The sequence below is a fragment of the Blastococcus sp. SYSU DS0510 genome, from assembly GCF_054050835.1.
The window spans coordinates 39452-66178 of record NZ_JBJHAC010000006.1 but is presented as its reverse complement, the minus strand read 5'-3'; the positions used below and the strand labels follow the sequence as shown (position 1 = coordinate 66178).

20 protein-coding genes are annotated in these 26727 nt (G+C 74.9%); 6 read left to right on the top strand and 14 right to left on the bottom strand.

All coding sequences use genetic code 11. The features are described from left to right. Positions 1–8: 8 nt before the first annotated feature. Both ACI79P_RS06825 and ACI79P_RS06820 read right to left on the bottom strand, forming a co-directional pair. Complete coding sequence (locus tag ACI79P_RS06825) at positions 9–527, bottom strand: N-acetyltransferase family protein (protein ID WP_456580274.1); 519 nt, start codon at positions 525–527, stop codon at positions 9–11. 44 nt (positions 528–571) lie between these two features. Beyond that, entirely contained in the window at positions 572–2104 is a 1533-nt protein-coding gene (locus tag ACI79P_RS06820) for an LCP family protein (protein WP_456580273.1), read from the bottom strand. A gap of 162 nt (positions 2105–2266) precedes the next feature. On the opposite strand from ACI79P_RS06820, the gene ACI79P_RS06815 reads away from it, so the two are divergent. From ACI79P_RS06815 to ACI79P_RS06805, 3 genes are all read left to right on the top strand, one after another. Next, positions 2267–3055, top strand: coding sequence for an exodeoxyribonuclease III (locus tag ACI79P_RS06815; protein WP_456580272.1), 789 nt, complete (start codon positions 2267–2269; stop codon positions 3053–3055). A 58-nt stretch (positions 3056–3113) separates the two neighbouring features. Beyond that, positions 3114–3860, top strand: coding sequence for a peroxide stress protein YaaA (gene yaaA, locus ACI79P_RS06810; RefSeq protein WP_456580271.1), 747 nt, complete (start codon positions 3114–3116; stop codon positions 3858–3860). 139 nt (positions 3861–3999) lie between these two features. Further along, positions 4000–6600 (top strand): SpoIIE family protein phosphatase, encoded by a 2601-nt coding sequence (locus ACI79P_RS06805; protein WP_456580270.1) that lies wholly within the window; start codon positions 4000–4002, stop codon positions 6598–6600. A gap of 8 nt (positions 6601–6608) precedes the next feature. Here ACI79P_RS06805 and ACI79P_RS06800 read toward each other — a convergent pair whose 3' ends face one another. Continuing rightward, complete coding sequence (locus ACI79P_RS06800) at positions 6609–8327, bottom strand: DEAD/DEAH box helicase (protein ID WP_456580269.1); 1719 nt, start codon at positions 8325–8327, stop codon at positions 6609–6611. Positions 8328–8389: 62 nt separating this feature from the next. Between ACI79P_RS06800 and ACI79P_RS06795 the strand changes: the two genes are divergently transcribed. Next, positions 8390–9808 (top strand): amidase, encoded by a 1419-nt coding sequence (locus ACI79P_RS06795; RefSeq protein WP_456580268.1) that lies wholly within the window; start codon positions 8390–8392, stop codon positions 9806–9808. A gap of 6 nt (positions 9809–9814) precedes the next feature. Here ACI79P_RS06795 and ACI79P_RS06790 read toward each other — a convergent pair whose 3' ends face one another. From ACI79P_RS06790 to ACI79P_RS06775, 4 genes are all read right to left on the bottom strand, one after another. Beyond that, positions 9815–11209, bottom strand: coding sequence for a glucose-6-phosphate dehydrogenase (locus ACI79P_RS06790; RefSeq protein WP_456580267.1), 1395 nt, complete (start codon positions 11207–11209; stop codon positions 9815–9817). Further along, a complete protein-coding gene (locus ACI79P_RS06785) occupies positions 11206–13050 on the bottom strand; it encodes a glycoside hydrolase family 15 protein (protein ID WP_456580266.1) in 1845 nt (614 codons plus the stop codon). Before ACI79P_RS06785 ends, ACI79P_RS06790 begins: the two co-directional genes overlap by 4 nt. A gap of 124 nt (positions 13051–13174) precedes the next feature. Further along, a complete protein-coding gene (locus ACI79P_RS06780) occupies positions 13175–18187 on the bottom strand; it encodes an NAD-glutamate dehydrogenase (protein WP_456580265.1) in 5013 nt (1670 codons plus the stop codon). 47 nt (positions 18188–18234) lie between these two features. Beyond that, positions 18235–18606, bottom strand: a complete 372-nt coding sequence (locus ACI79P_RS06775; protein ID WP_456580264.1) for a phage holin family protein — start codon at positions 18604–18606, stop codon at positions 18235–18237. Positions 18607–18887: 281 nt separating this feature from the next. Here ACI79P_RS06775 and ACI79P_RS06770 point away from each other — a divergent pair, with 281 nt between their 5' ends. Further along, positions 18888–20081, top strand: a complete 1194-nt coding sequence (locus tag ACI79P_RS06770) for an AAA family ATPase (protein ID WP_456580263.1) — start codon at positions 18888–18890, stop codon at positions 20079–20081. 12 nt (positions 20082–20093) lie between these two features. Here ACI79P_RS06770 and ACI79P_RS06765 read toward each other — a convergent pair whose 3' ends face one another. After that, complete coding sequence (locus ACI79P_RS06765; RefSeq protein WP_456580262.1) at positions 20094–21866, bottom strand: SpoIIE family protein phosphatase; 1773 nt, start codon at positions 21864–21866, stop codon at positions 20094–20096. A 215-nt stretch (positions 21867–22081) separates the two neighbouring features. Here ACI79P_RS06765 and ACI79P_RS06760 point away from each other — a divergent pair, with 215 nt between their 5' ends. Beyond that, positions 22082–22537, top strand: a complete 456-nt coding sequence (locus ACI79P_RS06760; protein ID WP_456580261.1) for an ATP-binding protein — start codon at positions 22082–22084, stop codon at positions 22535–22537. A 183-nt stretch (positions 22538–22720) separates the two neighbouring features. Here the strand turns inward: ACI79P_RS06760 and ACI79P_RS06755 are convergent, their stop codons facing one another. Genes ACI79P_RS06755 through ACI79P_RS06730 form a run of 6 tightly spaced genes read right to left on the bottom strand, consistent with a single transcriptional unit; the run spans position 22721 to position 26443 of the window. Then, positions 22721–23215 (bottom strand): hypothetical protein, encoded by a 495-nt coding sequence (locus ACI79P_RS06755; protein ID WP_456580260.1) that lies wholly within the window; start codon positions 23213–23215, stop codon positions 22721–22723. Then, positions 23212–23574: a response regulator gene (locus tag ACI79P_RS06750; RefSeq protein WP_456580259.1), complete on the bottom strand. Its 363-nt coding sequence runs from the start codon at positions 23572–23574 to the stop codon at positions 23212–23214. The genes ACI79P_RS06755 and ACI79P_RS06750 overlap by 4 nt, the downstream gene beginning before the upstream one ends. Further along, positions 23571–24113 carry a chemotaxis protein CheX gene (locus ACI79P_RS06745; protein WP_456580258.1) on the bottom strand — a complete coding sequence of 181 codons (543 nt, stop codon included), beginning with the start codon at positions 24111–24113 and terminating at the stop codon, positions 23571–23573. The genes ACI79P_RS06750 and ACI79P_RS06745 overlap by 4 nt, the downstream gene beginning before the upstream one ends. Continuing rightward, entirely contained in the window at positions 24110–24493 is a 384-nt protein-coding gene (locus tag ACI79P_RS06740; protein ID WP_456580257.1) for a response regulator, read from the bottom strand. Before ACI79P_RS06740 ends, ACI79P_RS06745 begins: the two co-directional genes overlap by 4 nt. A 1-nt stretch (position 24494) precedes the next feature. Then, on the bottom strand, positions 24495–25319 hold the full coding sequence (locus ACI79P_RS06735; protein ID WP_456580256.1) for a CheR family methyltransferase: 825 nt from the start codon (positions 25317–25319) through the stop codon (positions 24495–24497). Then, entirely contained in the window at positions 25316–26443 is a 1128-nt protein-coding gene (locus ACI79P_RS06730) for a protein-glutamate methylesterase/protein-glutamine glutaminase (protein ID WP_456580255.1), read from the bottom strand. The genes ACI79P_RS06735 and ACI79P_RS06730 overlap by 4 nt, the downstream gene beginning before the upstream one ends. Positions 26444–26727: the final 284 nt, after the last annotated feature.

Sequence of the window (26727 nt, the reverse complement as noted above, 5' to 3'; positions counted from 1 at the left end):
GGGGGGGCTCAGAGGCGGCAGGCCATCACGATCTCGTCGCGGTCGTCGCCGGGGGCCACGCGGATCGCGCCGGGCAGGCGGCCCACCTCGGTGTAGCCCAGGCCCTTGTAGAAGTCGTCCACACCGGTGCCCCCGCGGGCGGTCAGGTGCACGAACTCCCACCCCCGCTCGCGGGCGATCCGGTGCACGCCCTCCATCAGCACCCGGCCCAGGCCCTGCCCCTGCCGCGAGGGGTGCACCTGCACCCGCAGCACGGTGCCCCAGTGGCGGCGCAGCGGGCTCAGCGAGCCGACGACGCTGGCGAACCCCGCCGTCCGGCCGTCCACCTCGAGCAGCGCCAGCACGTCGCGGCCGGAGTGGATGCCCTCCAGCAGCTTGTCCAGCAGCGGCACGACGTCGTCCTCGGTCACCGGCGGCACGAAGCCGACCGCGCCCCCGGCGTTGCTCACGTCGACCCAGCAGCGCAGCAGCTCGCCGCGCAGCGTGTCGTCGACGGTGGAGACGGGGCGGACGACGGCGGCGGGCACACCGGCATTCTCCGCCCCGCCCCGGACCTCCCTCGACGCGGGCCTCAGCCGGCCTTGCTCGGCGGCTCGCCGGCGGCGCGGGCCTCGGCCGCACGCTGCGCGTCGTAGGCGCAGGCGTCGGCGACGTCGGTGGCCGGGCCGTCCCCCGGCTCGGGGGCCTGCGGTGCCTGCGTCTCGTCGCCCGGCGGCTGCGACGCGGCCGCGGGCACGGGCACGCGCGGGTCGATCGCCTCCTCGACCAGCGCGCGGATGGCGTCGTAGTCGGGGTAGGCCGGGTCGATCACCGACGGGTCGAGGACGACGCTGCGGATCTCGGCGTCCTTCACGCGGAACGCCAGGTCGACGAAGTCGTCCAGCCGCGACCGCGGGATGTCGGTGCTCACGATGTCCTCGGTCGTCGCGGCCAGCTGCTGGTAGCGCTGCAGCAGCGTCACCGGGTCGGCGGCGTCGACGATGGCGGAGATCGTGCAGCGCTGCCGCTCCATCCGGTCGTAGTCGGTGAGCCCGAACCGCCCCCGCGCGAACTGCAGGGCGGTGTCGCCGTCCATCTCGCGGTCCGGCCCCGGCGCGATGTAGTCGTCGGGCAGCTCGCCGGTGCCCGGGTCGCCGTTGATCGGCACGTAGTAGTTGACGTTCACGGTGATGCCACCGAGCGCGTCGACCAGCCGGCTGAACCCCTCGAGGTTGACCAGCACGAAGTAGTCGATGCGCAGGCCCAGGGCCTCCCCGACGCCGAGCTTCAGGAAGTCGGCACCCGGGTCGTCGGTCGGGCCCAGGGCGTCGGGGTACCAGGCCGGGCCGTTGCGGTAGACGGCGTTGAGCAGGCTCTCGCTCTCGCTGCCGGCGTCGAAGCCGTCGGGGTAGAGCTCGCCGAGCGGGCTGTCCTCGGGGAAGGGCAGGTCCTGCAGGTTGCGGGGCAGGCTGATCAGCACCGTCTCGCCGGTCTCGACGTCGGTGCTGGCCACGATGACGGTGTCCGTGCGCACGCCCTCGCGGCCCTCGCCGCCGTCGCCACCCAGCAGCAGCACGTTCACCCGGTCCCGGCCGCCGAAGAGCTCGGCGGACTCCTCCTCGTCGACGGTCGCCGACTGCCGCTCGTCGTCGAAGACCCCGGCGATGAGGTCGCGCGACGTCGTGGCCAGCCGGCCGACGAGGACGGCGGGGGCGGCGATCGCCGCCACGAGCACCGCCACGACCAGACCTCCGACGACGTGCCGGCCGCGGGAGGTGCCCGGGGGCACCAGCATCCGGTAGCCGGCGACGACGACGGCGATCCACAGCAGCGCCAGGACGCCCACGCCGACGGTCGCCCAGAGCAGCACGTCCGTGTCGACGAACGTCCGGGCGGCGAACCGCTGCCCGCCGGTGGCGAGCCACGCGGCGGCCCCGGCGAGCAGCAGGAAGACGGTCAGCACGGCCGCCCCGAGCCGCCGCCGCCCGGCGGCGAGCAGCCCGGTCCCGGGCACCAGCGCGCCGAGGGCGCTCCAGCCCAGGGCCGCGCCGAAGCTGCGCCGCCGGGCCGGTCGCGGGGGGCGCTCGCCCGGCTGCGAGGAGAGGGGTGTCGTCCCGTCCGTCATCCCGCGGCCCCCGCGGCGCACCAGCTCACCGGGCCATGCTCCCACCGTCGGGCCTGGTGGGGGCGCCGACGAGGAGCGGCCGGGGCAGGACCGCCCGATCGTGGACGCCGGCGTCCGGACGGCGGGGAGTCGGTGTCGGTGGCCCTCCGTAAGCTCCCGGGCGTGCGCCTGGCCACCTGGAACGTCAACTCGATCCGCACCCGCGTCGACCGGGTCGCCGCCTTCCTGGAGCGGCACGACGTCGACGTCCTGGCCATGCAGGAGACCAAGTGCCGGGACGACCAGTTCCCGCAGGACCGGTTCACCGCCCTGGGCTACGAGGTCGCGCACGTGGGCTACTCGCAGTGGAACGGGGTCTCCATCCTGTCCCGCGTGGGACTGGAGGACGTGACCGTCGGGTTCCCCGGCCAGCCCTGCTGGGGCGAGGACACCACCTGCGAGGCCCGCGCCCTCGCCGCCACGTGCGCCGGCGTCCGGGTGTGGAGCCTCTACGTGCCCAACGGGCGCACGCTGGCCGACCCCCACTACACCTACAAGCTCGAGTGGCTGGCCGCGCTGCGGGACACCGCGGCCGGCTGGCTCGCCGACGACCCGGCCGCGCAGGTCGCCCTCGTCGGCGACTGGAACATCGCCCCGCAGGACGACGACGTGTGGGACATGTCGGTGTTCAGCACCTCGACGCACGTCTCCGAGCCGGAGCGGGCGGCGTTCCGGGCGGTGGTCGACGCCGGGTACGCCGACGTGGTGCGGCCGCACGCCCCCGGGCCCGGCGTCTACACCTACTGGGACTACACCCAGCTGCGCTTCCCGCGCCGCGAGGGCATGCGCATCGACTTCGTGCTCGGCTCTCCCGCGCTGGCCGCACGGGTCGGCGGGGCCTTCATCGACCGCGAGGAGCGCAAGGGCAAGGGCGCCAGCGACCACGCCCCGGTCGTCGTCGACCTCACCTGAGCTGAGCCCCGTCCCGGTCCTCCCGGCCCGAGGGCCGGGCCTCCTATGCTGGCTCCCCGTGCTCGTGCTGCTGCCCCCGTCGGAGACCAAGGCCCCCGGGGGCGACGGCCCACCCCTCGACCTCGGCGCGCTCACCGCGCCGGAGCTGACCCCGGTGCGCAGCCGGCTCGCGGGGGCGCTGGTCGCGCTCGCCGGCGACGTCCCGGCGTCCCGCGCCGCGCTGGGCCTCTCCCCGAAGCAGGACGACGAGGTCGCCCGCAACGCGGCGCTGCTCACCGCCGGCACGCTCCCCGCCCTGCACCGCTACACCGGCGTCCTCTACGACGCCCTCGACGTCGGCTCGCTCACCCGTGCGCAGCGGGCCCGCGCGGAGCGGCGGCTCGCCGTCGGCTCGGCGCTGTTCGGGCTGGTCGGCGGGGGCGACCGCATCCCGGCCTACCGGCTGTCGGCCGGGTCCGCGCTGCCCGGGCTGCCGACCCTCCGCGGGCTGTGGAAGCCGGTGCTCGGCCCCGTGCTCGAGCGCACCGAGGGGCTCGTCGTCGACCTGCGCAGCGGCTCCTACGCCGCGCTGGCCCCGGTCCCCGGCGCGGTCACCGTCAGCGTGCTGAGCGAGCGACCCGACGGCGCGCGCTCCGTCGTCAGCCACTTCAACAAGGCGCACAAAGGACGGCTCGCCCGGCTGCTCGCCACCACCGCGGCGGAACCGGGCGACGTCGTGAGGCTCAGGAGCCTGCTGAGGCGGGCGGGGTTGCACGTGGAACATGACGGGGGAACGGCGCTGACGCTGGTCGTCCCGGCGCACTGAGGGCGATCTCTCGGGTTGTGCCCGAACGGTTGGTTGCGCGCAACCCGCCCACCGTGACATAACTGCGGGGACCCGGCGTGCTCGAACAAGGTGGCGCGCCGGTCCGGTATCCGGCGACCGCCGGGGCAGAAGGGCTTCGGTGGACGGATCGGACCGCACGGTCCACGCGGGACCGACCCTCGGCGACCGTTCGGCGGCCGAGTTGCGCCTCGACCCCACGCGCGTGGCGGCCGCCCGGCGCATCCTCCCGCGCGGGGACCGCGCGGGGCTGGACAGGCTGGCCCAACTCGCCGCCCGCCTGCTGGGCACCAGCGGGAGCCAGGTGTCGCTGCTCGTCGACGTGCAGCACGTCGCGGCCGGGAGCGACCCCGCGGCCGTCGGCACCACCGGGCCGCTCGAGGACTCCCTCTGCACGGTGACGGCCGCGTTCCCCCCGGGTGAGGCCCTCGTCGTCACCGACGCCCGCGCCGACGACCGCGTGCGGGACCTGACGCCCGTCCGGACCGGCGCCATCGGCTCGTACCTGGGCACCGCGCTCACGGACGCCTCCGGCGCCGCCGTCGGCGCGCTGTGCGTCTTCGACCCCGAGCCGCGGCCGTGGGGGAGCTCGGAGATCGCGACGCTGCGCCAGCTCGCCGGCTCGGTGATGACCGAGCTGGAGCTGTCGGCGCTGCTGCGCCGCTACGAGGACGACCGCGTCCGCTGGGAGCTGGCCACCGAGGCCGGTGGCGTCGGCACCTGGGACTGGGACCAGGAGACCGGTGAGCTGATGTGGGACGAGCAGCTCATCGCGATGTTCGGCTACGGCAGCGAGGACTTCGGCCGGACGATCGACGCGTTCAACGCGCGGCTCCACCCCGAGGACGCCGACTGGGTCGGCGAGGCGCTGCAGCAGGCCGTCGACACCGGCGGGGAGTACGACGCCACGTACCGGATCGTGCGGCCGGGCGGCGACACCCGCTGGATCCACGCGCGCGGCCGGTCGCTGGTCGACGCGCACGGCCGGACGACCCGCATCCTGGGCACCGCGTACGACGTCACGGGGGAGCGCGAGGAGGCCACCCTCGTCACCCGCGTGCTGGAGGCGATGCCCGCCGGCTTCTACAGCCTCGACCGCGACTGGTGCTTCACCTACGTCAACGCCGTGGCCGAGAAGCTCCTGCAGACCTCCCGCGACGAGCTGCTGGGGCGCAACCTCTGGGAGGCGTTCCCCGACGCCGTCAACAGCGTCTTCGAGAACAGCTACCGGGAGGCGGTCCGCACCGGCGAGCCGGTCGAGTTCGACGCCTACTACCCCGCGCCGCTGGACGGCTGGTACGAGCTGCGGGCGTGGCCCAGCCCCGACGGCCTCTCCGTCTACTTCCTGGAGGTGACCGAACGGCGCCGGGCGCAGGAGGAGTCCGATCGGGTGGCGCAGCGCCTGGAGCTGCTGGCCAGCGTCAGCGCCGACCTCGCCGGCCCGCTGGACCAGCACCGCGCGATGCAGCACCTCCCGCGGCTCGTCGTCCCCGCGCTCGCCGACTTCTGCATCGTGACGGTCGTCGACAACGACGGCCGCCCCAGCGACGTCGGCTCCTGGCACGCCGACCCGGAGCTGCGCCCGGTGCTGGAGCGCTACACGGAGGTACGGCTGGAGTCCATGCCGGCGGACTCGCCCGTCGCCGTCTCGCTGCGGACCGGCGAGCAGCGACGCAGCACCGGCGCCGCGGTGCTCGACCTGCTGCCCCCCGGCGAGGCCCGGGACCTGCTCGCCTCCCTCGACCCGCGGGAGGCGGTCGTCCTGCCGATGCGGGGCCGCAACCGGATCCTGGGCCTGCTGACCGTCTACTACTCCCGGGCGACCCCGGCCCGCCTGGAGAACCTGGTCACCGCGCAGGAGGTCGCCGACCGCGCCGGCCTGGCGCTCGACAACGGCCGCCTCTACAACGCCCAGCAGCAGCTCGCCGAGGGGCTGCAGCGCAGCCTGCTCACCGAGCCGCCCGAGCCCGACCACGCCGAGATCGCGGTGCGCTACCTCCCCGCCGCGGAGGCCGCCCGCGTCGGTGGTGACTGGTACGACGCCTTCATGCAGCCCGGCGGCTCCACGATGCTGGTCATCGGCGACGTCGTGGGGCACGACACCGAGGCCGCGGCCGCCATGGGGCAGCTCCGCGGGCTGCTGCGCGGGGTGGCCACCTACAGCGACGCCGGCCCCGGCGAGGTGCTGCGCGGGCTGGACGCCTCGATGACGACGCTGCAGATCCCGACGATGGCCACCGCCGCGGTGGCCCGGTTCGAGCAGACCCCCGACGAGGCCGCCGAGGGCGTCACCCGCATGCGCTGGGCGAACGCCGGCCACCTGCCGCCGCTGGTCCTCACCGAGAAGGGCGAGGTGGCCGAGCTCGGGGAGTGGACCGGCGACCTGCTCCTGGGCGTCGACCCGGGCACGCAGCGGCGCGAGTCCGTGGCCACCCTCCGGCGCGGCTCGACCGTCCTGCTCTACACCGACGGCCTCGTCGAGCGCCGCGACTCCGACCTCGACGAGGGCATCCAGCGGCTGCGCGCCGCCGTGGAGGAGCTCGCCGACCTGCCGCTGCAGGCGCTGCTCGACGAACTGCTGGACCGGCTGGTGCACGGCCGGCCCGAGGACGACGTCGCGCTGGTGGCCGTCCGGCTGCACCGCCAGGACCGGCCCCGGCCGGCCGAGGCCGGCCCGGAGCGCGTGCCCCCGACCGTGCCGAGGGACCCGCTGCTGGAGTGAGCCCGGGGTCAGCGACCGCGATCGCGCCGCACCTGGGCCTTGCGCCCCTTGATCATCGTGGCCCGCAGCGCCTGCACGACCTCGTCGGCGGCGGCCTCGGGCACCTCCACCAGGGCGAACCGCTGGTGGATCTCGATCGACCCGACGTCGCGCCCGGTGAGCCCGGTCTCGCCCGTGATGGCCCCGACCAGGTCACCGGGGCGGATGCCGGCATCCCGGCCCACCCCGACGAACAGCCGCGCGGCCGGCCCGCCGCCGGGGCGCCCTGCCGGGCGGCCGGGGCGCTCCTCCCGCCTGCCGCCGCCGTCCCGGCCCCCACCGGGGCGGCCGCCGTCCCGCTCCGGCCGGAAGGAGACCTGCGGGATCTCCTCCTCGTCGTCGCCCACCGGCCCGGTCGCCTCGTGGGCCAGCTTGACCGCGGCGAGGGCGACCTCGACCAGGTCGAACTCGTCGGTGAGCGTCTCGACGACGACGCGGAAGCGGTCCAGGTCGTCGGTGAGCAGGCTCTCCCGCAGCGCGGCGCGGGTGAGGTCCAGCCGACGGGTGCGGAGGTCGGCGACCGTGGGCACCTTCTCCACGGCGATCGGCGCGCCCGCGACCCGCTCGATCGTCTTGAGCATCCGGTGCTCCCGGGGCTCGGCCAGGGTGATCGCCACGCCCTCGCGGCCGGCCCGGCCCACCCGGCCGATGCGGTGCACGTAGGACTCCGGCGCCGACGGCACGTCGTAGTTGACGACGTGGGTGAGCTGCTCGATGTCCAGCCCGCGCGCCGCGACGTCGGTGGCCACCAGCAGCTCCGCCGTCCCCCCGCGGAGCCGGCCCATCACCCGGTCGCGCTGCTCCTGGCTCATGCCGCCGTGCAGCGCCTCGGCCCGGTACCCGCGGCCGTTCAGCGTCTCGGTGAGGGAGTCGACCTCCTCGCGGGTGCGGCAGAACACGATCGCCGCGGTCGGCGCCTCGACGTCGAGGATCCGGCCGAGGGCGGCCGCCTTGGCGCCCCGGGGCACCACGTAGGCGGTCTGCCGGATGCGGGGCGCGGTGCCGGGCGCGGCCCGCTCCCGGGCGATGGTGATCCGGACCGGGTCGGAGAGGTGGCGGCGGGCCAGCGCGTCGAGCCGGCGCGGCATGGTCGCCGAGAAGAGCACCGTCTGCCGCTCCTCCGGCGTCTCGTCGAGGAGCGCCTCGAGGTCCTCGGCGAAGCCCATGTCCAGCATCTCGTCGGCCTCGTCGAGCACGACGGTGGCGATCTCGCCGAGCTGCAGCGCGCCGCGGTTGACCAGGTCGAGGGCGCGCCCGGGCGTGGCGACGACGACGTCGACCCCCGACTCCAGGGAGCGCAGCTGCCGCACGATGGGGGCGCCGCCGTAGACGGGCAGCACGCGGGCGCCCAGGTCGCGGCCGTAGCGGTGCAGCGCCTCCGACACCTGGACGGCGAGCTCGCGGGTGGGCACCAGCACCAGCGCGACCGGGGACCGGTCGGTGCGGTGCGCCGGCATCCGCTGCAGCACGGGCAGCGAGAACGCCGCGGTCTTGCCGGTGCCGGTGGCGGCCTGGCCGAGCAGGTCTCGCCCCTCGGCCAGCGGCGGGATCGCCTGCAGCTGGATGGGTGTGGGCTCCTCGTAGCCGAGGGCGGTGAGCGCCTGCAGCAGCTCCGGGCGCAGGCCCAGGGCGTCGAAGGTGGAGCCCTCGAAGGTGGGGTCGCCGGCGGGGTCGCGTTCCTCGGTCATCGTTCCCATCGTTCCCCCCGGTCGGCGGGACCGCGCGGGCGGGTTTCTGGCAGGCTGCCCCGGTGACCGACGACGACGACCTCTGCACCCGTCCCGCGACCGAGCTGGCCGCCCTCGTCCGCGACCGGCAGGTGTCGGCACGCGAGCTGCTGGAAGCCCACCTGCGCCGCATCGAGCGGCTGGACCCGCAGGTGAACGCCGTCGTCACCCTCGACCCCGAGGGGGCCCGGGCCGCCGCCGACGCCGCCGACGCCGCACAGGCCGCCGGCCGCCCGCTCGGCCCCCTGCACGGGCTCCCGGTCGCGCACAAGGACACCCACGCCACCGGCGGCATGCGCACCACCTGCGGCTCACCGGTGCTGGCCGACGCCGTGCCCGACGCCGACGAGCTCGTGGTGTCGCGGCTGGTGGGTGCCGGGGCGATCCGGATCGGCAAGACCAACGTGCCCGAGTTCGCGGCCGGCTCGCACACCTTCAACCCGGTGTTCGGCGTGACCCACAACCCCTACCGGCACGGGCTCTCGGCCGGCGGGTCCAGCGGCGGCGCGACCGCCGCGCTCGCGGCCGGGTTCGTGCCGCTGGCCGAGGGCAGCGACATGGGCGGCTCCCTGCGCAACCCGGCGGCGTTCTGCAACGTCGTCGGGCTCCGGCCCACCCCCGGGCGGGTGCCGACGTGGCCCGCGCCGCTGGGCTGGGCGCAGCTGTCGGTGCAGGGTCCGATGGGCCGCACCGTCGCCGACGTGGCGCTGCAGCTGTCGGCCACCGCCGGGCCCGACCCGCGGGTGCCGATCGCCCTGGAGGAGCCCGGGGCCGGCTTCGCCGCGCCGCTGCCCGAGCGGCTCGACGGGCTGCGCGTCGCCTGGGCCCCCGACCTGGGCGGCCGCGTGGCGGTGGACCCGGCGATCACCGCGACGCTGGCCGCCTCGCTGGGGGTGTTCAGCGAGCTCGGCGCCGTCGTCGAGGAGGACTGCCCCGACCTGGACGACGCCGACGAGGTGTTCGGCACGCTGCGCGCCTGGATCTTCGAGGCTCAGCTGGGCGACGTCGTGCGCGCGCACCCCGACCAGGTCAAGGAGTCGATCCGCTGGAACGTGGCCAAGGGCGAGGCGCTCAGCGGTGCCGACGTCGCGCGCGCGGAGAAGCTGCACACCCGGCTGTACGAGCGGATGGCCGAGTTCTTCACCCGCTTCGACGTGCTGCTCGCGCCGACGACGCAGGTGCTCCCCTTCCCCGTCGAGTGGGAGTACCCGACCGAGATCGCCGGGGTGCCGCAGGAGAACTACCTGGCGTGGATGCGGTCGTGCACGCTCCTCTCCCCCACCGGCTGCCCGGCGCTCTCGGTGCCCGGCGGCTTCACCCCCGACGGCCTGCCGGTCGGTCTGCAGGTGGTCGGCCCCGCGCGGGCCGACCGGCGGGTGCTCGAGGTGGGGCACGCGTTCGAGCAGGCCACCCGCTTCGGCGAGCGCCGGCCCGCCCTCTGACGTCGTCTACGTCTCTCTAGCCGCGCCCCTAGACACCCCCGGATGGGACGGGGTGGGGCCGTCGGAGCCCGCGGGGTACTCCCGCAGCGGCACCTCGCCGGCGGCCCACGCGGCGAGGACGGGCTCCACGATGCGCCACGACTCCTCGGCCTCGACATCGCTGATGGACAGGGCGGCGTCGCCGCCCAGCATCTCCCGCAGCAGCAGGCCGTAGGCCGACAACCCGGCCGGCGCCAGCCCGATGTCCAGGGCCCGCCGCTCGAGGTCGAAGGGGTCACCGGCGCCGTTGAGGTTGACCTCGAGCGAGATGCCGTCGGGGTCCAGGCGCATGCGGAGCACGTCGGGCTCCGGGTCCTCGTCGGTGAAGGCGAGGTGCGGCACGGGGCGGAACCGGACGACGATCTCCCGGCGGTCCACGCCCAGCGCCTTGCCCGACCGGAGCCGGAACGGCACTCCCGCCCACCGCCAGTTGTCGACGGTCACCGTGAGCTCGGCGTAGGTCTCGGTCCCGCGGTCCGGGTCCACGCCGTCCTCGGTGGCGTAGTCGGGCAGCTGCCGCTCGCCGACGGTGCCGGCGGTGTACCGGGCCCGGATGCTGCCCGCCGCCATGTCGGCCGGCGGCCGGACGGCGCGCAGCACGTCCCCCTTGCGGGAGGAGAGCCCCGCCGCGTCGACGGCCAGCGGCGGCTCCATCGCCACCAGCGCGAGCAGTTGGAGCAGGTGGTTCTGCAGCATGTCCCGCAGCGCGCCGGCGGTGTCGTAGTAGCCGGCCCGCCCCTCCAGCCCCAGCGTCTCGTCGAACACGATCTCCACCGACTCGACGTGGCCGGCGTTCCACACCGGCTCGAACAGCCGGTTGGCGAAGCGCAGGCCGAGGACGTTGAGCACCGTCTGCTTGGCCAGGAAGTGGTCGATGCGGAACACCGCGTCCTCGGGCGCCAGCCGGTGGAGGATGCGGTTGAGCTCGGCCGCGTCGGCGCGATCCCGGCCGAAGGGTTTCTCGACGGCGACGATCCCGCCCTCGGGCAGGCCGACCTCCGAAAGCGCCTCCAGGGTCGGGCGGAAGACCGTGTTGGGGAGGGCCAGGTAGACCACCGGCACGTCACCGACCCGGTCCAGCGCCCGCCGGAGGTCCCCCGGCACGGTGACGTCGCCGCGGAGGTAGCCCAGCCGCGAGACGACCCGCTCCCGGGTCGCGGCGGGGACGTGCCCGGCGTGGGCGTCCAGCCGGCGGCGCGCCCACTCCTGGTACTCGGCGTCGGTCCAGTCCTCCCGGCTCACCGCGAGGACGTCGACCTCCTCGTCCAGCACGCCGGCGGCGAACAGCTCGGCGAGCCCCGGCAGCAGCAGCCGGCCGGTCAGGTCACCGCTCCCACCGAGGACGACGAACGACCGCTTCATGCCTTCTCCCCCTCCGCCCGGGCGAGGTTCCACCCGCTCGCGATGACCCCGACGTGGCTGAACGCCTGCGGGAAGTTGCCGAGGAAGGCCCCGGTCGACGGGTCGATCTCCTCGGCGAGCAGGCCGAGCTCGTTGGCCCGGCCGCACAGCGAGTCGTACAGGTCGTGGGCCTCCTCGAGGCGGCCCTGCCCGGCGAGGTTGTCGACCAGCCAGAAGCTGCAGAGCAGGAAGGCGCCCTCGGTGCCCTGCAGGCCGTCGGGCGACTCCGTGTGCAGGTACCGGTAGAGCAGGCCGTCCCCGGCGTCCAGGTGGCGGCGGACCGCCTCGGTGGTGGCGACCATCCGGGGGTCGTCGGCGGGGATGATCCGGCGCAGCGGCAGGCTCAGCAGCGAGCCGTCCAGCCCGCCGCGGTCGGTCTGCCCGGGGGCGGCCAGGTGCTCGGTGAACGTGCCCCGGTCGGGGTCCCACGCCTGCTCCAGTAGCGTGCGGTGGATCCGGTCGGCCTCGGTCCGCCAGCGCTCGCGCGGGTGCGGGAGCCCCAGCTGGTCGGCGATCCGCAGCGCCCGGTCGACGGCGACGTGGCACATCGCCACCGAGTAGGTGAACGGCCGCCCGGCGTCGCGGATCTCCCAGATGCCGTTGTCCGGCGTCGTCCACTGGGCGATCGCCTGCTCGGCCAGCCGCTGCAGCGACAGCCAGAGCGTCTCGCCGACCTCGCCGCCGCCGCGCACCCACTGGTAGGCGACGTCCAGCAGCTCGCCGTAGACGTCGTTCTGCACCTGCCGGGCGGCGCCGTTGCCCCAGCGGACCGGGGAGGAGCCGCGGTAGCCCGACAGCGAGGCGTCCAGCCACTCGGTCGCCGGGGGCTCGCCGTCGAGGGTGTACATGATGTCCACCCCACCGCGCCGCTCGACGTTGCGCAGCGTCCAGGCCAGGAAGGCGTGCGACTCCTCGTCCATGCCGATGCGGTTGAGCGCGTAGCCGGTGAAGGCCGCGTCGCGCACCCAGGTGTAGCGGTAGTCCCAGTTCCGCTCCCCGCCGATGCCCTCGGGCAGGGACGAGGTGGCCGCGGCCATCACCGCCCCGGTCGGCACGTGGTCGAGGAGCTTGAGGGTCAGCGCCGAGCGCGTGACCAGCTCCTGCTGCGGCCCGCTGTAGGTCAGCCGCCCCGACCAGTCGCGCCAGGCCGCCGTGGTCTGGTCGATCCGCCGCTGCGGGTCGCTGCGCACGCGCGTGTGCGTGTGCCCCGACCACTGCAGCATGACGGTGAGCCGCTCCCCCGCCTCGAGCCGGGCCCGTCCGGCGATCGCGCCGTCGCCGGTGAGCGTCAGCGGGTGGGAGCACCACAGGAGCAGCTCCATGGCGGGCCGGGCGGGCCACCGGATCCGCCAGGCGCCGAGCTCGGAGCGCACCTGGACGCCGTCCTTGGGCGCCAGCCGGACGTCGACCTCCACCGACCCGGACAGCACCCGGGCGCTGCGCAGGATCTCCCCCCGCCCGGCGGGGACCGACTCGGCGAGGTCGGCGCCCGAGCGCAGCGGCAGGCAGTCGGTGAGCTCGAGGACGCCGTCGGCGGTGTGCAGCTCGGTCACCAGGATGCCGGTGCCGGGCAGGTAGCGCTGGGCGGCCTCCCGGAGCCCCACGGGCGTGACGGCGAAGGTGCCGCCCCGCTGCGCGTCCAGCAGCCCCGCGACGAACGGATCGCCGTCGAACGTCGGCAGGCAGAGCCACGGGATGGAGCCGTCCCGGGCGACGAGCGCGCAGGTGACGCCGTCCCCGATGAGACCGTGGTCCTCGATGGGCAGGTAACCGTCGACGGGGTCGAGCGGGCGGAGCGGCACGGGCGGTCCTCGCGGTCGGTCGGCAGCGGTCCTCCCCACCGTGCCCGCCGCGGAGCGCGCGAACCGTGCCGAGGGTGACGCTCCCGTGACGAACGGGCCGGTCAGCGGCGACCCGGCGGTGCGCTCAGGTCCCCGCGGGCCGCGGCACGCGCCGGGCCTGGCGCCGCTTCCGCAGCCCGCGCAGCGTCCGGACGGCGACGAGCAGCTCGGCGAGCTCGTGCCGCTCGCCGGCGGTGATGTCGGCCAGCTGGGCCGCCGCGCGGCGCTGCGCGGCGTCCCAGCCCTCCGCCCACCGGCCGACCAGCTCGCCGGCCCCCTCGTCGTCCCTGGCCCGGAGGCCCAGCACGTCCTCGGTCAGCGAGGACTGCTCCATGGCGAGGTCGTCCCGCAGCGAGGCCCGGGCCATCGAGGGCCAGCGCCGGTCCCGGGGCAGCGCGATGACCTGCTCGCGCAGGGCCACCAGGCCCAGCCGGTCGGCGAGGCCCTGCATGACCTGGCCGGCCAGGGTCACCGGCGCACCGGTCCGCTCGGCGACCACGGCGAGGTCCAGCGCGGCCGGCAGCAGCGGCGCCGACGCGACGCGGGCGGCCAGCTCCGCGGGCAGGCCGGCCTCCTGCAGCCGGGCGGCGCGCGATGCGAACGCCTCCGCCTCGCCGCCCAGCAGCCAGCCGGGGAGCCCCGCCTCCACCTGGGTGACGGCGGGCCCGAAGCGGTCGACCACCTCCGCGAGGGGGGGCGCGTCCTCGGCGGTGAGCTCCGGCTGGCGCAGCAGCCAGCGCGTCGCCCGCTCGGCCAGCCGGGTGGCCTCGGTGCGCGCCTCGACCTGCACGGCGGCGGAGACCCGGTTGTCCAGCGGGCGGACGGCGTCCCACATCGCGTCGATGCCGAAGACCGCGCGGGCCACCGCGTGCGCGCGGACGACGGCCGGCAGCGGCACCCCCGTCTCCTCGGTGAGCCGGAACAGCCCGGTGACGCCGGCGATGTTGACCGCCCGGTTCGTCAGGGCCGTCGCGATGATCTCTCGGCGCAGCGGGTGGCTGGTGACCGCCACGGGGAACCGGTCGCGCAGCGGGGCGGGGAAGTAGCCGACCAGCAGCTCCTCCAGCGCCGGGTCGTCCGGCAGCGGGGAGGCGAGCACCGCGTCCCCGGTCTGCAGCTTGGCGTAGGCCAGCAGCACCGAGAGCTCCGGGCTGGTCAACGCCTGCCCGTCGCGGCGGCGCTCGGTGAGCCCGCGGTCGTCGGGCAGCGCCTCGACCGCGCGGTTGAGCCGTCCCGAGCGCTCCAGGGAGCGGATGAACCGCTCGTGCGAGTCCATGAGGCTGCGCGCCGCCGCGGCCTCCCCGGCGAGGGTCGCGTTCTGCGCGTGGTTGTCGGTGAGGACGGCGGCAGCGACGTCGTCGGCCATCTCGCCGAGCAGCGCCGCCCGGCCCTCGGCGTGGATCCGCCCCTCGTCGACCACCCGGTTCAGCGCGATCTTGATGTTGACCTCGTGGTCGGAGGTGTCCACGCCCGCGGAGTTGTCGATGGCGTCGGTGTTCACCCGGCCACCGGCGAGCGCGTACTCCACCCGGCCCCGCTGGGTCAGGCCGAGGTTGCCGCCCTCCCCCACCACCCGCGCCCGCAGCTGCCGGCCGTCGACCCGCACGGCGTCGTTGGCCTTGTCGCCGACCTCCAGGTGGCTCTCACCGGCCGCCTTGACGTAGGTGCCGATACCGCCGTTGAACAGCAGGTCCACCGGGGCGAGCAGCACCGCGCGGATCAGCTCGACCGGGCTCAGCGCCGTCACGCCGCCGGGCAGGCCGAGCGCGGCCCGCATCTGCTCGGAGACCGGCACCGACTTCGCCGTCCGGGGCCACACCCCGCCGCCGGCGCTGATCAGGCCTGCGTCGTAGTCGGCCCACGAGGACCGGGGCAGGTCGAACAGCCGCCGGCGCTCGGCGAAGGACGCCGCCGCGTCGGGCGACGGGTCGACGAAGACGTGCCGGTGGTCGAACGCCGCCACGAGCCGGATGTGCTTGGACAGCAGCATGCCGTTGCCGAAGACGTCGCCGGAGCAGTCGCCGATGCCGACGACGGTGAAGTCTTCCCGCTGGACGTCGACGCCCAGCTCGCGGAAGTGCCGGGTGACCGACTCCCAGGCGCCCCGGGCGGTGATGCCCATGGCCTTGTGGTCGTAGCCGACCGAGCCGCCGCTGGCGAAGGCGTCACCGAGCCAGTAGCCGCGCTCGAGCGCCACCTCGTTGGCCAGGTCGGAGAACGTCGCCGTCCCCTTGTCGGCGGCGACGACGAGGTAGCTGTCGTCACCGTCGTGCCGGACCACCTTCGGCGGCGGCACCACCCGGCCGTCGACGAGGTTGTCGGTGAGCGTGAGCAGCGCGCCGACGAACAGCCGGTAGCAGGCCTGGCCCTCGGCGAGCACCTCCTCGCGGGAGGCGCCGTCCCCGGGCGGGCGCTTGACGACGAAGCCGCCCTTGGCGCCGGTGGGGACGATGACGGTGTTCTTGACCATCTGCGCCTTGACCAGGCCCAGCACCTCGGTGCGCAGGTCCTCGCGCCGGTCGGACCAGCGCAGCCCGCCGCGCGCCACCTTGCCGAACCGCAGGTGCACGCCCATCACGCGCGGCGAGCTGACCCAGACCTCGTGCGCCGGGCGGGGCTCGGGCAGGTCGGGCACCTCGGCGGGGGCCAGCTTGAGCGCGAGCGTGGTGGGCCGCTCGGGCGTCGAGGCGTAGTAGGTCGTCCGCTGGGTCGCGGTGACCGCGGCCAGCAGGGAGCTGAGCACGCGGTCGGCGTCGAGGGAGGCGACCTCGCCGATGGAGCGGCGGAGCGCCTCGACCAGGTCGGCCTGCCGGGCGTCCCGTCCGGTGACCCGGCCCGGCGAGAAGCGGGTCTCGAAGAGCGCCACCAACCGGGCGACCACACCGGGGTGGGCCGCCAGGGTCTGCTCCACGTAGGACTGGCTGAACGGCAGGCCCGCCTGGCGCAGCCACTGCACGTAGGCGCGCACGACCGTGACCTGCCGCCAGTTCAGGCCGGCGAGCATGACGAGCGCGCCGAGGCCGTCGTCCTCGGCCTCGCCCCGCCACACCGCGCCGACGGCCTCGGTGAACCGCTCCGGCAGGGAGCGCAGCAGGGGCAGCTCGACCGCCGGGACGGCGACGCCGAAGTCGTAGATCCAGGTGGGCGGCGCGCCGATGCGGTCGATCTCGTACGGCCGCTCGTCGACGACGTCGACGCCCATGTTCTGCAGCATGGGCAGGATCTGCGAGAGCAGCAGCCGCTCACCGACCCGGTAGACGGTGAGCCGCCGCTCCCCCGGCGCCGCGCCGGTGGGCGTCCAGAGCCGCAGCGCCAGGTCGCCGGGGGCCAGCGCGTCCAGGCGGACGAGGTCCTCGACGGCGCGCTCGGCGGGGAAGTCCTCCTGGTAGGCGGCCGGGAAGGCGTCGGCGATCCGCGCGAACACCTTCTCGGCGTCGACGCCGAAGCGCGCGGCCAGCGCGTCGGAGAGCTCGTCGGTCCAGCTGCGGGCCGCGGCGGCGAGCTCGGCCTGCAGCGCCTCCACGTCGACGTCGACCTGCTGCTGGGCGCCCCGGCGGCCCACCGGCGGCCGGACGACGAAGTGCAGCCGGGCCAGCACCGACTCGGTGGACCGGGCGGTGAACTCGATGCTGGTGCCACCCAGGCGCTCGAGCAGCAGCTGCTGCATGCGGGTGCGCACCTCGGTGGTGTAGCGGTCGCGCGGGAGGTAGACCAGGGCCGACCAGAACCGGCCGGTGGGGTCGCGGCGCAGGAACAGCCGGGTCTGCCGCCGCTCCTGCAGGTGCAGCACCGCCAGCGCGACGGGCAGCAGCTGGTCGGCCCCCACCTGCATCAGCTCGTCGCGGGGGTAGGTCTCCAGGACGTCGAGCAGCTCCTTGCCGGTGTGGCTGTCCGACGGCACGCCGGAGCGGGCGACGACCTCGGCCACCCGGCGCCGCACGAGGGGGACGTCGAGGACGCTGGTCGTGTACGCCGACGTGGGGAACAGGCCCACGAACCGGCACTGCCGCCGCACCCCGTCCCGGTCGCCGGGCAGCGTGACCCCGACGAGGTCGAGCCACGCCCGTCGGTGCACCGTCGAGCGGTTGTCGGCCTTGGTGACGGTGAGCAGGTGGTCCACCGGGGCGGTGCCGGCCTCCGGGGTGCTGCCGGAGGTGCCGCCCATGCCGGTGTCGCTGCGGAGCACGCCCAGCCCGGTGCCCGCGACCGGCTGGACGGCGAGCTGCCCCCCGTCGCCGTCGGAGACGGTCACCTCGCGGGCGCCCAGCAGCACGAAGTTGCCGTCGGCCAGCCACCGGAGCAGCGCGGCCGCCTCGGCCGGGTCGTCCGCGGCGTCGTCGACGTCGGCCGGGGCGCCGCCGCGCTCCTCCAGCCGCGCCGCCAGCTCGCGCAGCCGGGCCCGCATCCGCCCGGCGTCCTCGTGCACCGCGCGCACGTCGTCCAGGACGGTGCGCAGCCCGGCCACCAGGTCGCCGGCGGCCTCGCCGTCCAGGGGACCGTCGAGGACGACCGCCATCCAGGACTCCGCGACCGCGTCGGGCCCGCAGGCGGCGACGTCCCCGCTGTCGCAGAAGGCGAGCACCCGCCCGCGGACGTCACGGCGCAGCACGACGACCGGGTGCACGACGTGCTCGAGCGCGAACCCCTGCCGCGTGACCTCCGCGGTGACCGAGTCGACCAGGTAGGGCATGTCGTCGGTGACCAGCCGGATGACGGTGCGGCCGGCACCCCGGCCACCCGGCACCCCGCGCACGTCGACGGTCGCGACGCCTGGCAGCCGGACCTCGGCCAGCGCCAGGTGCCCGAGCGCGAGGGCGGCGAGGTCGGCGGGATCGCTGCCCAGCACCTCTTCGGCGGGCTCGCTCCAGTAGTAGCGGCGGAAGAACGCCGGGAGGGCGTCGGCGGTGCACCCGGGCGGGAGCGCCGCCCCCCCGCGCTCGGCCTCGGCGACGGCCAGCGCGGCCGCCTTCCGCAGCAACTGCTTCTTCTCGTCGCGGCCGGCCTCGAGGGCGGCGAGCTCGGTGAGAGAGCCGCCCGCCGGGCCGCCGTCCCGGTCGCGCACCGGGGTCTCCGGTGCGACTCCGGTGTCACTGGCCATGAAAGGCCACGCTACTGCCCGCCGAGACCGCCGTCACGGCGACGCGGTCAGCGGTCCAGGAGCTGGTCGGCGACCCAGCCGACGACGGCGAGGATGAGGCCGCCGATCACGGCGGTGAGGAAACCGTCGATGGTCAGCCGGTCGGTGATCGCCGCCGTGAGCCCGAGGAGCGCGGCGTTGATCACGAGCAGGAACAGCCCGAGGGTCAGCAGCACGAACGGGAGCGAGAGCAGCCGCAGGACCGGTCCGACCAGGGCGTTGACGACGCCGAAGATCAGCCCGATCCACAGGTAACTGCCGTACTCCCCCAGCGGCCCGTCGGTGTTGGGCACCACCTCCAGGCCCGGGAGCACGTCGAAGTAGGTCAGCCCGTAGAAGGCCGCCGCGAAGATGACGACCTTGAGCAGGAACGTGATCACGCGGTCACGCTAGCGCCGGCCCCCGGCGATCGTGGGGTCTGACGGCGTCTGCAGCCGTCTAGCGGCTGAGCTAGAGAGCCGCAGATGCACCTCACGACGGGGCCACCCGTCCTCTCGACCCGCCTATCGCGCTGTCTAGCAGGAGGGCTAGAGAGCGCTAGGCAGGGCTCGACGGAGGGTTCCGGCGCACCACCGGCCCCGCCCGCCCCCGCGCGACACGCGATCAGCCGGTTCTACGGATCTCTACGGCCGGCGCTAGAGAAGCCCATACGGTGCTCGCCATGGATCCCGTGCGGAACCCCTACGCCCCCGGCGCCGGCCAGCGCCCGCCCGAGCTGGCCGGCCGCGACGACGAGCTGCAGGCGTTCGACGTCGTCCTGGAGCGCATCGCCCGCGGCCGCCCCGAGCGGTCGCTGGTCCTCACCGGGCTGCGCGGCGTGGGCAAGACCGTGCTGCTCAACCAGCTCCGCTCCGCGGCGATCTCCCGCGGGTGGGGCACCGGCAAGATCGAGGCGCGGCCCGACCAGTCGCTGCGCCGGCCGATCTCCTCCGCGCTGCACATGGCGCTGCGGGAGCTGGGCCCGCGGCACGGCGACCAGGAGTCGGTCGCCGAGGTGCTCGGCGTGGTGAAGGCCTTCGCCCAGCGGGTGAACGCGGCCGAGTCGAAGGTGCGCGACCGCTGGCAGCCCGGCATCGACGTGCCCGCCGCCACCGGCCGGGCCGACTCCGGCGACATGGAGATCGACCTGGTGGAGCTGCTCAGCGACGCCGCCGGGGTCGCCGCCGACATCGGCAGCGGGATCGCCCTGTTCATCGACGAGATGCAGGACATCCAGGCCGACGACGTGTCGGCGATCTGCGCCGCCTGCCACGAGCTGTCGCAGCAGGGTGCCCCGCTCATCGTCGTGGGCGCCGGGCTGCCCCACCTGCCCGCCGTCCTGTCGGCGTCCAAGAGCTACTCGGAGCGGCTCTTCCGCTACCTGCGCATCGACCGGCTGGAGCGCGCTGCCGCCGACCGCGCACTGCTCGCCCCGGCCGAGCGGGAGGACGTCACCTTCGACCCGGCCGCCCTGGACGCCCTGTACGAGGCGGCTGACGGCTACCCCTACTTCGTGCAGGCCTACGGCAAGGTCACCTGGGACGTCGCCGCCTCCTCCCCCATCACGGCCGCCGACGTCGCCATGGCCGCGCCCGTGGCCGAGGCCGAGCTCGCCGTGGGGTTCTTCGGCTCCCGCTACGACCGGGCCACCCCCGCCGAGCGGGAGTACATGCACGCGATGGCCGAGCTGGGGGGACCCGGCGGCGCGGCGGTGGCGACGTCCGAGGTCGCCGTCTCGCTCGGCCGCAAGCCCGCGTCTCTCTCGCCCGCCCGCGACTCGCTGATCAAGAAGGGGCTGGTCTACTCCGCCGAGCGCGGGCAGATCGCCTTCACCGTGCCGCACTTCGGCCGGTACCTGCTGCGCCACCCCGACTGAGCTCGGGGTCGCTCACCCGGGCGGGCCGACCAGGGCCGGCAGCACCTCCGGGCCGGCCTCGGCGGGCCGGGGGCGGTCCACCGGGTGCGCCCGCACCGCCAGGACGGCGACGTCCTCGACGCCCGGGCCGAGCATCTCCTCCAGCAGCCGGTCGCACAGCTCCCCCAGCGAGAGCCCGGCCGAGCGGGCCAGCACGGCGCGCAGCCGCTCCCGGCCGTCGTCCAGCAGCTCCCCGCGGCGCTCGAAGAGCCCGTCGGTGAAGAGCACGAGGGTGCTGCCGTCGGGGAGCAGCGCGACGCCGTCGGCCAGGTGCTCCACCCAGCCCGACCCCAGCGGCGGGCCGACCTGGACGGCGAGGTCGAGCACCTCGCCGTCGCCGAGCAGGAGCAGGGGGTCGGGATGCCCCGCCGAGGCCCAGTGCAGGCGGCGGACCCCCGCGGCCCGCTCGGCGGCCCCCTGCTCGATGCGGCACACGAGCGCGGTGGCCATCGCCGGCACCGCGAGCCCCACGAGCGCGTTGTCCACCCGGTTGAGCAGCCCCGCCGGCTCCTCCAGCCGGTCGAACGCGATGGCCCGCACGAGCGTCTTGATCTGGCCCATGGCGGCGGCCGCCGCGACGTCGTGGCCCATCACGTCGCCGATGACGAGCACCGTGTCGCCGTCGGGCTGCAGGAAGGCGTCGTACCAGTCGCCCCCGATGGAGACGCCGCGCGTCGCCGGGCGGTAGCGCACCGCCAGCTCCAGGTGGTCGGGCTGCACCGGCGGCGAGAGCAGGCTCAGCTGCAGCCGCTCGGCCACCTGGTGGTTGAGGGTGACCAGCCGGGCGTTGTCCAGGGCCAGCGCGGCTCGCCGCGAGGCGATCTCGGCCGTCCGGAGCTCCACCGGTGTGTGCGGACCACGCTCGACGCCGTTGACCAGGGTGAAGGCGCCGAAGACCTCGCCGCGGGCGATCAGGGGGAAGGTCGCGACGGCGGTGGGGGCCAGCGGGGCGAGCGCCGCGCGGCTCTCGTCGTCGCGGATCATCGTCTCGAGGTGCTGCTCGGTGAGCCGCGCGATGACCACCGGCTCGGCGTGCCGCAGCGCCACCGGTACCGGTGCGCTGGCGTCGTTGGAGGCGACCCGCGCGTCGGCGTACCGGTGCATCGCCTCCCGCATGGCCGGGTCGCGGTGCGCCCGGCCCACGTCGCGCCGGGTGCCGTCGGGGTCGACGACGCTCACCAGGCACCAGTCGGCGAGCAGCGGGACCACCGTGGCGGCGAACCGGCTCGCGGCCTCGTCGGTGTCGAGCGTCGAGGTCATCTCCTGGCTGATGTCGCCCAGGAGCATCAGGTGCCGGCCCGTCTCCTCGGCCTCGCGTGCGGCCCGGGCGGCCTCGGCGGCGGCCTCCTCGCGCGCGGCGACCGCGGCGACCAGCTCCTCCTCGGCGCGGCGGCGCTCGGTGATGTCGTCGTAGCTGAGGACCAGGCCGGCGTCGGTCAGGAAGGCGTCGGCGCGCAGCCAGCGGCCGAGACGCCCGGACCACGCCTCCACGCCGTCCGGCCGGCCGCTGCCGCGGACCCCGCGGCAGAGCCGCTCGAACGGCCCACCGGCCGACCCGGGGAACTGCCCCCAGATCTGGCGCCCCAGCAGGCTCCCCGGCGTCCGGTCCAGCATCCGCGCGCCGGCGGGGTTGATGTAGAGGATGCGCCACTGCTCGTCGAGAACGACGAGGGGCCGCTCCATCCCCTCCACCGCCTGGCGCAGGAGATCACCCTGCGCCGAGACGATGGCCTCCTCCCGCGCCATGCCGATCGCTCCACCCGCTCGGCCGCGCCATCGGCAGCACCTGGTCCAGAGGGTGACCGGTCCCGGGACGGATCGCAATCCCGGGGCCGGGCGCCGTCCCCCTCACGAGGAGACGTGAGCCGCGCCACAGGGAGCCGGAACCGGGTGGTGCGGGGTTGACGCCGTCGCGGACGGGGAACCCCCGGACGGTCGAGGACCCGAGTCGAGGGGGAGGCATGGGGCGACTCGCGTGGCCGGTCCGCCCGCTACCGGACGGGCGCGGCGAGGTGTGGCGCTGGCGGCTCCGTACCCTCGCGGAGCTCCCGGCAGCCCGGGCGGGGCTGCGGTCGCGGTTGCGCGACGTCGAGCAGCTCCCCGCCGACGAGGCCTCCGGCGAGCAGCTGGTGCTGGCGTTCGACGAGCTGGCCTCCAATGCGCTCCGCCACGGCGAGACCCCCGTCGTCGCCACCGTCGTCGCCGGCAGCGGTGGCTGGCTGCTCGACGTGAGCGACCGGGCCCCGCAGGCGATGCCCGCCCCCACGGTCGACCGCGACCCCTCCGAGGGCGGCATGGGGTTGCAGCTGGTGGCCCGCTTGTCGGTGGCCCACGGCTGGTACGTGGACGAGGACCGCAAGCACGTCTGGGCCTGCCTGCCCACGGGGACCGGCGACCGCCAGCCCGCGCTCACCTGACGTTCCACGTGCAACACGCACGAGACCCCCGCTGCTCCGAAGAGCAACGGGGGTCCGGTGTGCTTGCACGGTCGTCCCGAGTGGGCCCCGGAGGGGTCCGCGCAGGGACGACGCAGCGGCTCAACGACCGTCGGGAACGGCACCTGGCCGCGGTGCGGTCCGGAGGACCGCAGTGCCACCGCGTCACGGCACGACGAAGGAGATGGCTCCCTTGCCGTAGGTGGGCACCTCGAGGGCGAGGTCCACCCGGTTGAAGGCCGCGAGCATCCCGGCGAGGTCGCCGGGGAGCTCCTCGCCCGGGGCGTAGAGCTTGTGCAGCTTGGAGTGCGGTGCGCCCGGGGTGTTGAACAGCGCGGAGAGCACGTTCACCACCTCGTGCAGCGCCTCGAGCTGCATGCCGGTCAGCTCGCCGTCCTCCTCGACGGCGTCCTGGCACCCGCCGGGGGGCAGGAGGGCCAGCGCACCGCCGGTGTAGGCCGAGGCACCGAGGTCCATCAGGCACAGGGCGTTGACGGCCATGTGCGGGTCGACGTAGACCGCGACGGCCACGGGCTTCTCCGGGGTCGGGGTGACCGGCGCCCCCGGGGAGACGTTCACCGGCTTCCCGACCAGGCCGGTCAGCATGTCGCGGATGTCCTTGGCTGCGGGCAGCGGCACACCCGTCGTGGGCGCGGTCATGCGATCACCTCGTCCAGGTGCTCCTTGAAGGTGTCCTCGGTGAAGGGCTTGGCGATGAGGAAGAGGGCGCCGGCGTTGGCGGCCTTCTCCCGCATCTCCGGGGAGCCCTCGGAGGTGACGAAGCCGAAGGGGACGGCCGAGCCGGAGGCACGCAGCGCCTGCAGGCACTCGATGCCGGTCATGTTCGGCATGTTCCAGTCCGACAGCACCAGGTCGGGCTGCTCGGACGAGACCTTGGCCAGCGCGTCGGCGCCGTCCTCGGCCTCGACGATGTCGTGGTCGTCGTAGCCGGCCTGGCGCAGCGTGCGGATGACGATCTGCCGCATGACGCGGCTGTCGTCGGCGATCAGGATCTTCACTCAGGACACCTCGTTCTCGCGGAAGGGGTAGAGCCGGGCAGGGGCGGGAGTGCGCCCTGCACCGAGATGGCGACGGGTTCGCCGCGCCACAGCACATCGATGCGGCACACGTCGGCCTGGTTGCGGACCAGCGGCGCGTTGCCCACCTGGGGCAGGCTGAGGGCCGAGGGGCCCGGCAGCGCTGCCTTGACGTTTCCACCGACCACGTTGGCGATCTCGCCGAAGGCGTCGGCGACGTCCTCGTCGTCGAGCGCCGCGGGGGTCGCCTCCCGCAGCAGGGCGCGGGAGAGCTCCTCGGCCGTGCTGCGGGCGGTGGTCAGGACGACGCTGCCGGTCCACGGGCCGACGATGTCGACCCAGCCGGACAGGATGTCGACCGGGAGGTCGCCGGGGAGCGGGACGAGGACCTCGTCCTCGCCGACGAGCGCGACCCACGCCTCGGCGGCGATCGACTCGACGGTCGCCTCGTCGATCAGGTCGGTGATGACCAGGCGCGCGTCGGTGGCGCGACGCCGCTGGCCGGTGTCGGTGGTCGTCACAGGGCGATCTCCTGCGGGAGCAGGCCGAGCAGCGCGAGCTTGTCGCGGATGGCGTCGGCGGTGAACGGCTTGATCACGTACTCGTGCGCGCCGGCGGCCAGGGCGCGGACGATCTGGGTGTGCTCGCTCTCCGAGGTGACCATCATCATGGTCATCGACCGCCACGCCGGGTTGGTGCGGACGGCGGAGACGAACTGGAGCCCGTCCATCACCGGCATGTTCCAGTCGATGGTGGCCAGGTCGGGGATCCAGCCCTCGTCCAGCACGTCGAGGCCGGCGCGGCCGTGCTCGGCGTCCCGGACCTCGTAGCCGAAGCCGGCCAGGATGCCGCTGACGATCCGGCGCATGGCGCGGGAGTCGTCGATCACCAAGGCGCGCATGTCAGGCCCCCTTCAGTGGGCGGTAGGCGGAGCTGCGGCCGATCACGACCCGCTCCCAGGAGTCGTCGACGCCGAGGGTGGTCTCGGCGGCGCCGAGGAACAGCCAGCCGTCGGGTCGCATCAGGTCCCGCACGCGGCGGAGGATCGACTGCTTGGTCGTCAGGTCGAAGTAGATGAGGACGTTGCGCAGGTAGACGACGTCGAACGGCCCCATCCGCGGCAGCGGCGCCGCCAGGTTGCACTCGCTGGCGTTGACCATGCGGCGCAGGTTCGGCGACACCTCCCACTCGTTGCCCGAGCGGGTGAAGTGCCGGACCAGCATCGGCGCCGGGAGGCCGCGGTTGACCTCGAGCTGGCTGAACCGGCCGGCCCGGGTGCGCTGGACCATCTCGCGGGAGAGGTCGGTCGCGGTGATCGACACGCGGGAGGCCGCGTTGGGCAGGGCGTCGTCCAGGAGCATCGCGATCGTGTACGGCTCCTGCCCGCTGGAGCAGGCCGCCGACCAGATCTGCAGCCGCTCGTTGGCGCCACGGGCCTGGAGCAGCGACGGGAGCACGGTCGACGTCAGGGCGGTGAACGGGTCGCCGTCGCGGAACCACGAGGTCTCGTTGGTGGTGAGCGCCTCGACGATCCGGCGGGTGTGGTCGGCGTCCGGGCGCACCCGGACGCTCTCCACGAGCTTGCCGACGTCGGTCATGCCCATCTGGCGGGCGATCGGCAGCAGCCGGGCCTCCACCAGGTACTCCTTGCCCGGCTGGAGGACGATCGCGCTCTCCTTGCGGACCAGGTCACGGACCCAGTCGAAACTGGTCGCGGTCAGGCTCATCGACGACCTCCCACGGCCATTGCGGTGCTGGTGTTCTGGAAGGCGGCACCCGCGAGGTGCCGCTGGATCGCCTCGGCGATGCGCTCGAGCGGCAGCACCTCGTCGGCGTAGCCGGCCTGGGCGACGGCGCCGGGCATGCCCCAGACGACCGACGTCGCCTGGTCCTGCACGACGACGGTGCCGCCGGCGTTGCGGATCTCGCCGCAGCCGTTCCGCCCGTCGGCGCCCATGCCGGTGAGCACGACCCCGAGGACGGCGCCGTCGTAGGCGGCGACCGCGGAGCGGAAGAGCGGATCGACCGCGGGGCGGCAGAAGTTCTCCGGCGGGTTCTGGTTCAGCGCGGTGCTGAACCCGGCCCGCCCGTTGTTCCGGACGACGAGGTGGTGGTCGCCGGGGGCCAGGTGCACGGTGCCCGGCGCGAGCGGCGTGCCGTCCACCGCCTCGACGACCCGCAGCGGCGAGAGCCGGTCCAGGCGCTGGGCGAACTGGCGGGTGAAGACGGGCGGCATGTGCTGGGCCAGCAGGACCGGCACCGGGAGGTTCGCCGGCAGGGCAGGGAGCACGCGGGCGAGCGCCTCCGGACCACCGGTGGAGGAGCCGATGACCAGCACCGCCGGCTTCTTGCCCGGGCCGGTGCGGGGCGCGGCGGGGCGGGGCGGCGGTACCGCGGGGGCCGCGGCCCGGGCCGGCGTCGTCACCGGGCGGCCGGTGAGCGCCTTGATCTTCGGGATCAGCTGCTCGCGGACGCTCTCCATCGACTGCGCCACGCTGCCGACGTTGGCCGGCTTGGTGACGTAGTCGTTGGCCCCCGCCGCGAGGGCGTCGAGGGTCGCGGTCGCGCCGCGCTCGGTCAGCGTGCTGAACATGATGATCGGCACGCGGGTGAACGCCCGGCCGGCGGCGCCCCCGCGGATCCCCCGGACCGCCTCGATGCCGTTCAGCTCCGGCATCTCGATGTCCATGGTGACCAGGTCGGGCTCGAGCGCGGCCAGCTTGCCGAGGGCCACCTTGCCGTTGACGGCGGTACCCACGACCTCGATCCCCGGGTCCGCGGAGAGCACGTCGGTGACGATCTTGCGGACGACGACCGAGTCGTCGACCACCATCACCCGGATCGGGTTCACACGTCCTCCTGGCCCCTGCCCGCGCCGACCGGCGGGCTCGTTGTCTGTATCGGCATCTCCGCGTCCGGCTTGAGCCCGTCAGCGGTGCGGCGTCCGATGTCGTCCGCATTTCTCGGATGATCACGACGGGTGCGCCGCGGCACGGCGCCGGAATGCGCGGCACCACCGACCGGTGACCGCGACCGACATTCCGCGGAATGGTCGTGGAGGTCTCCGGTACGGGAGCGCCGTGCTCCCCGGAACGCCCCAGATCCGCACGGCCGCGCGGTGGATCGCGGACTCGG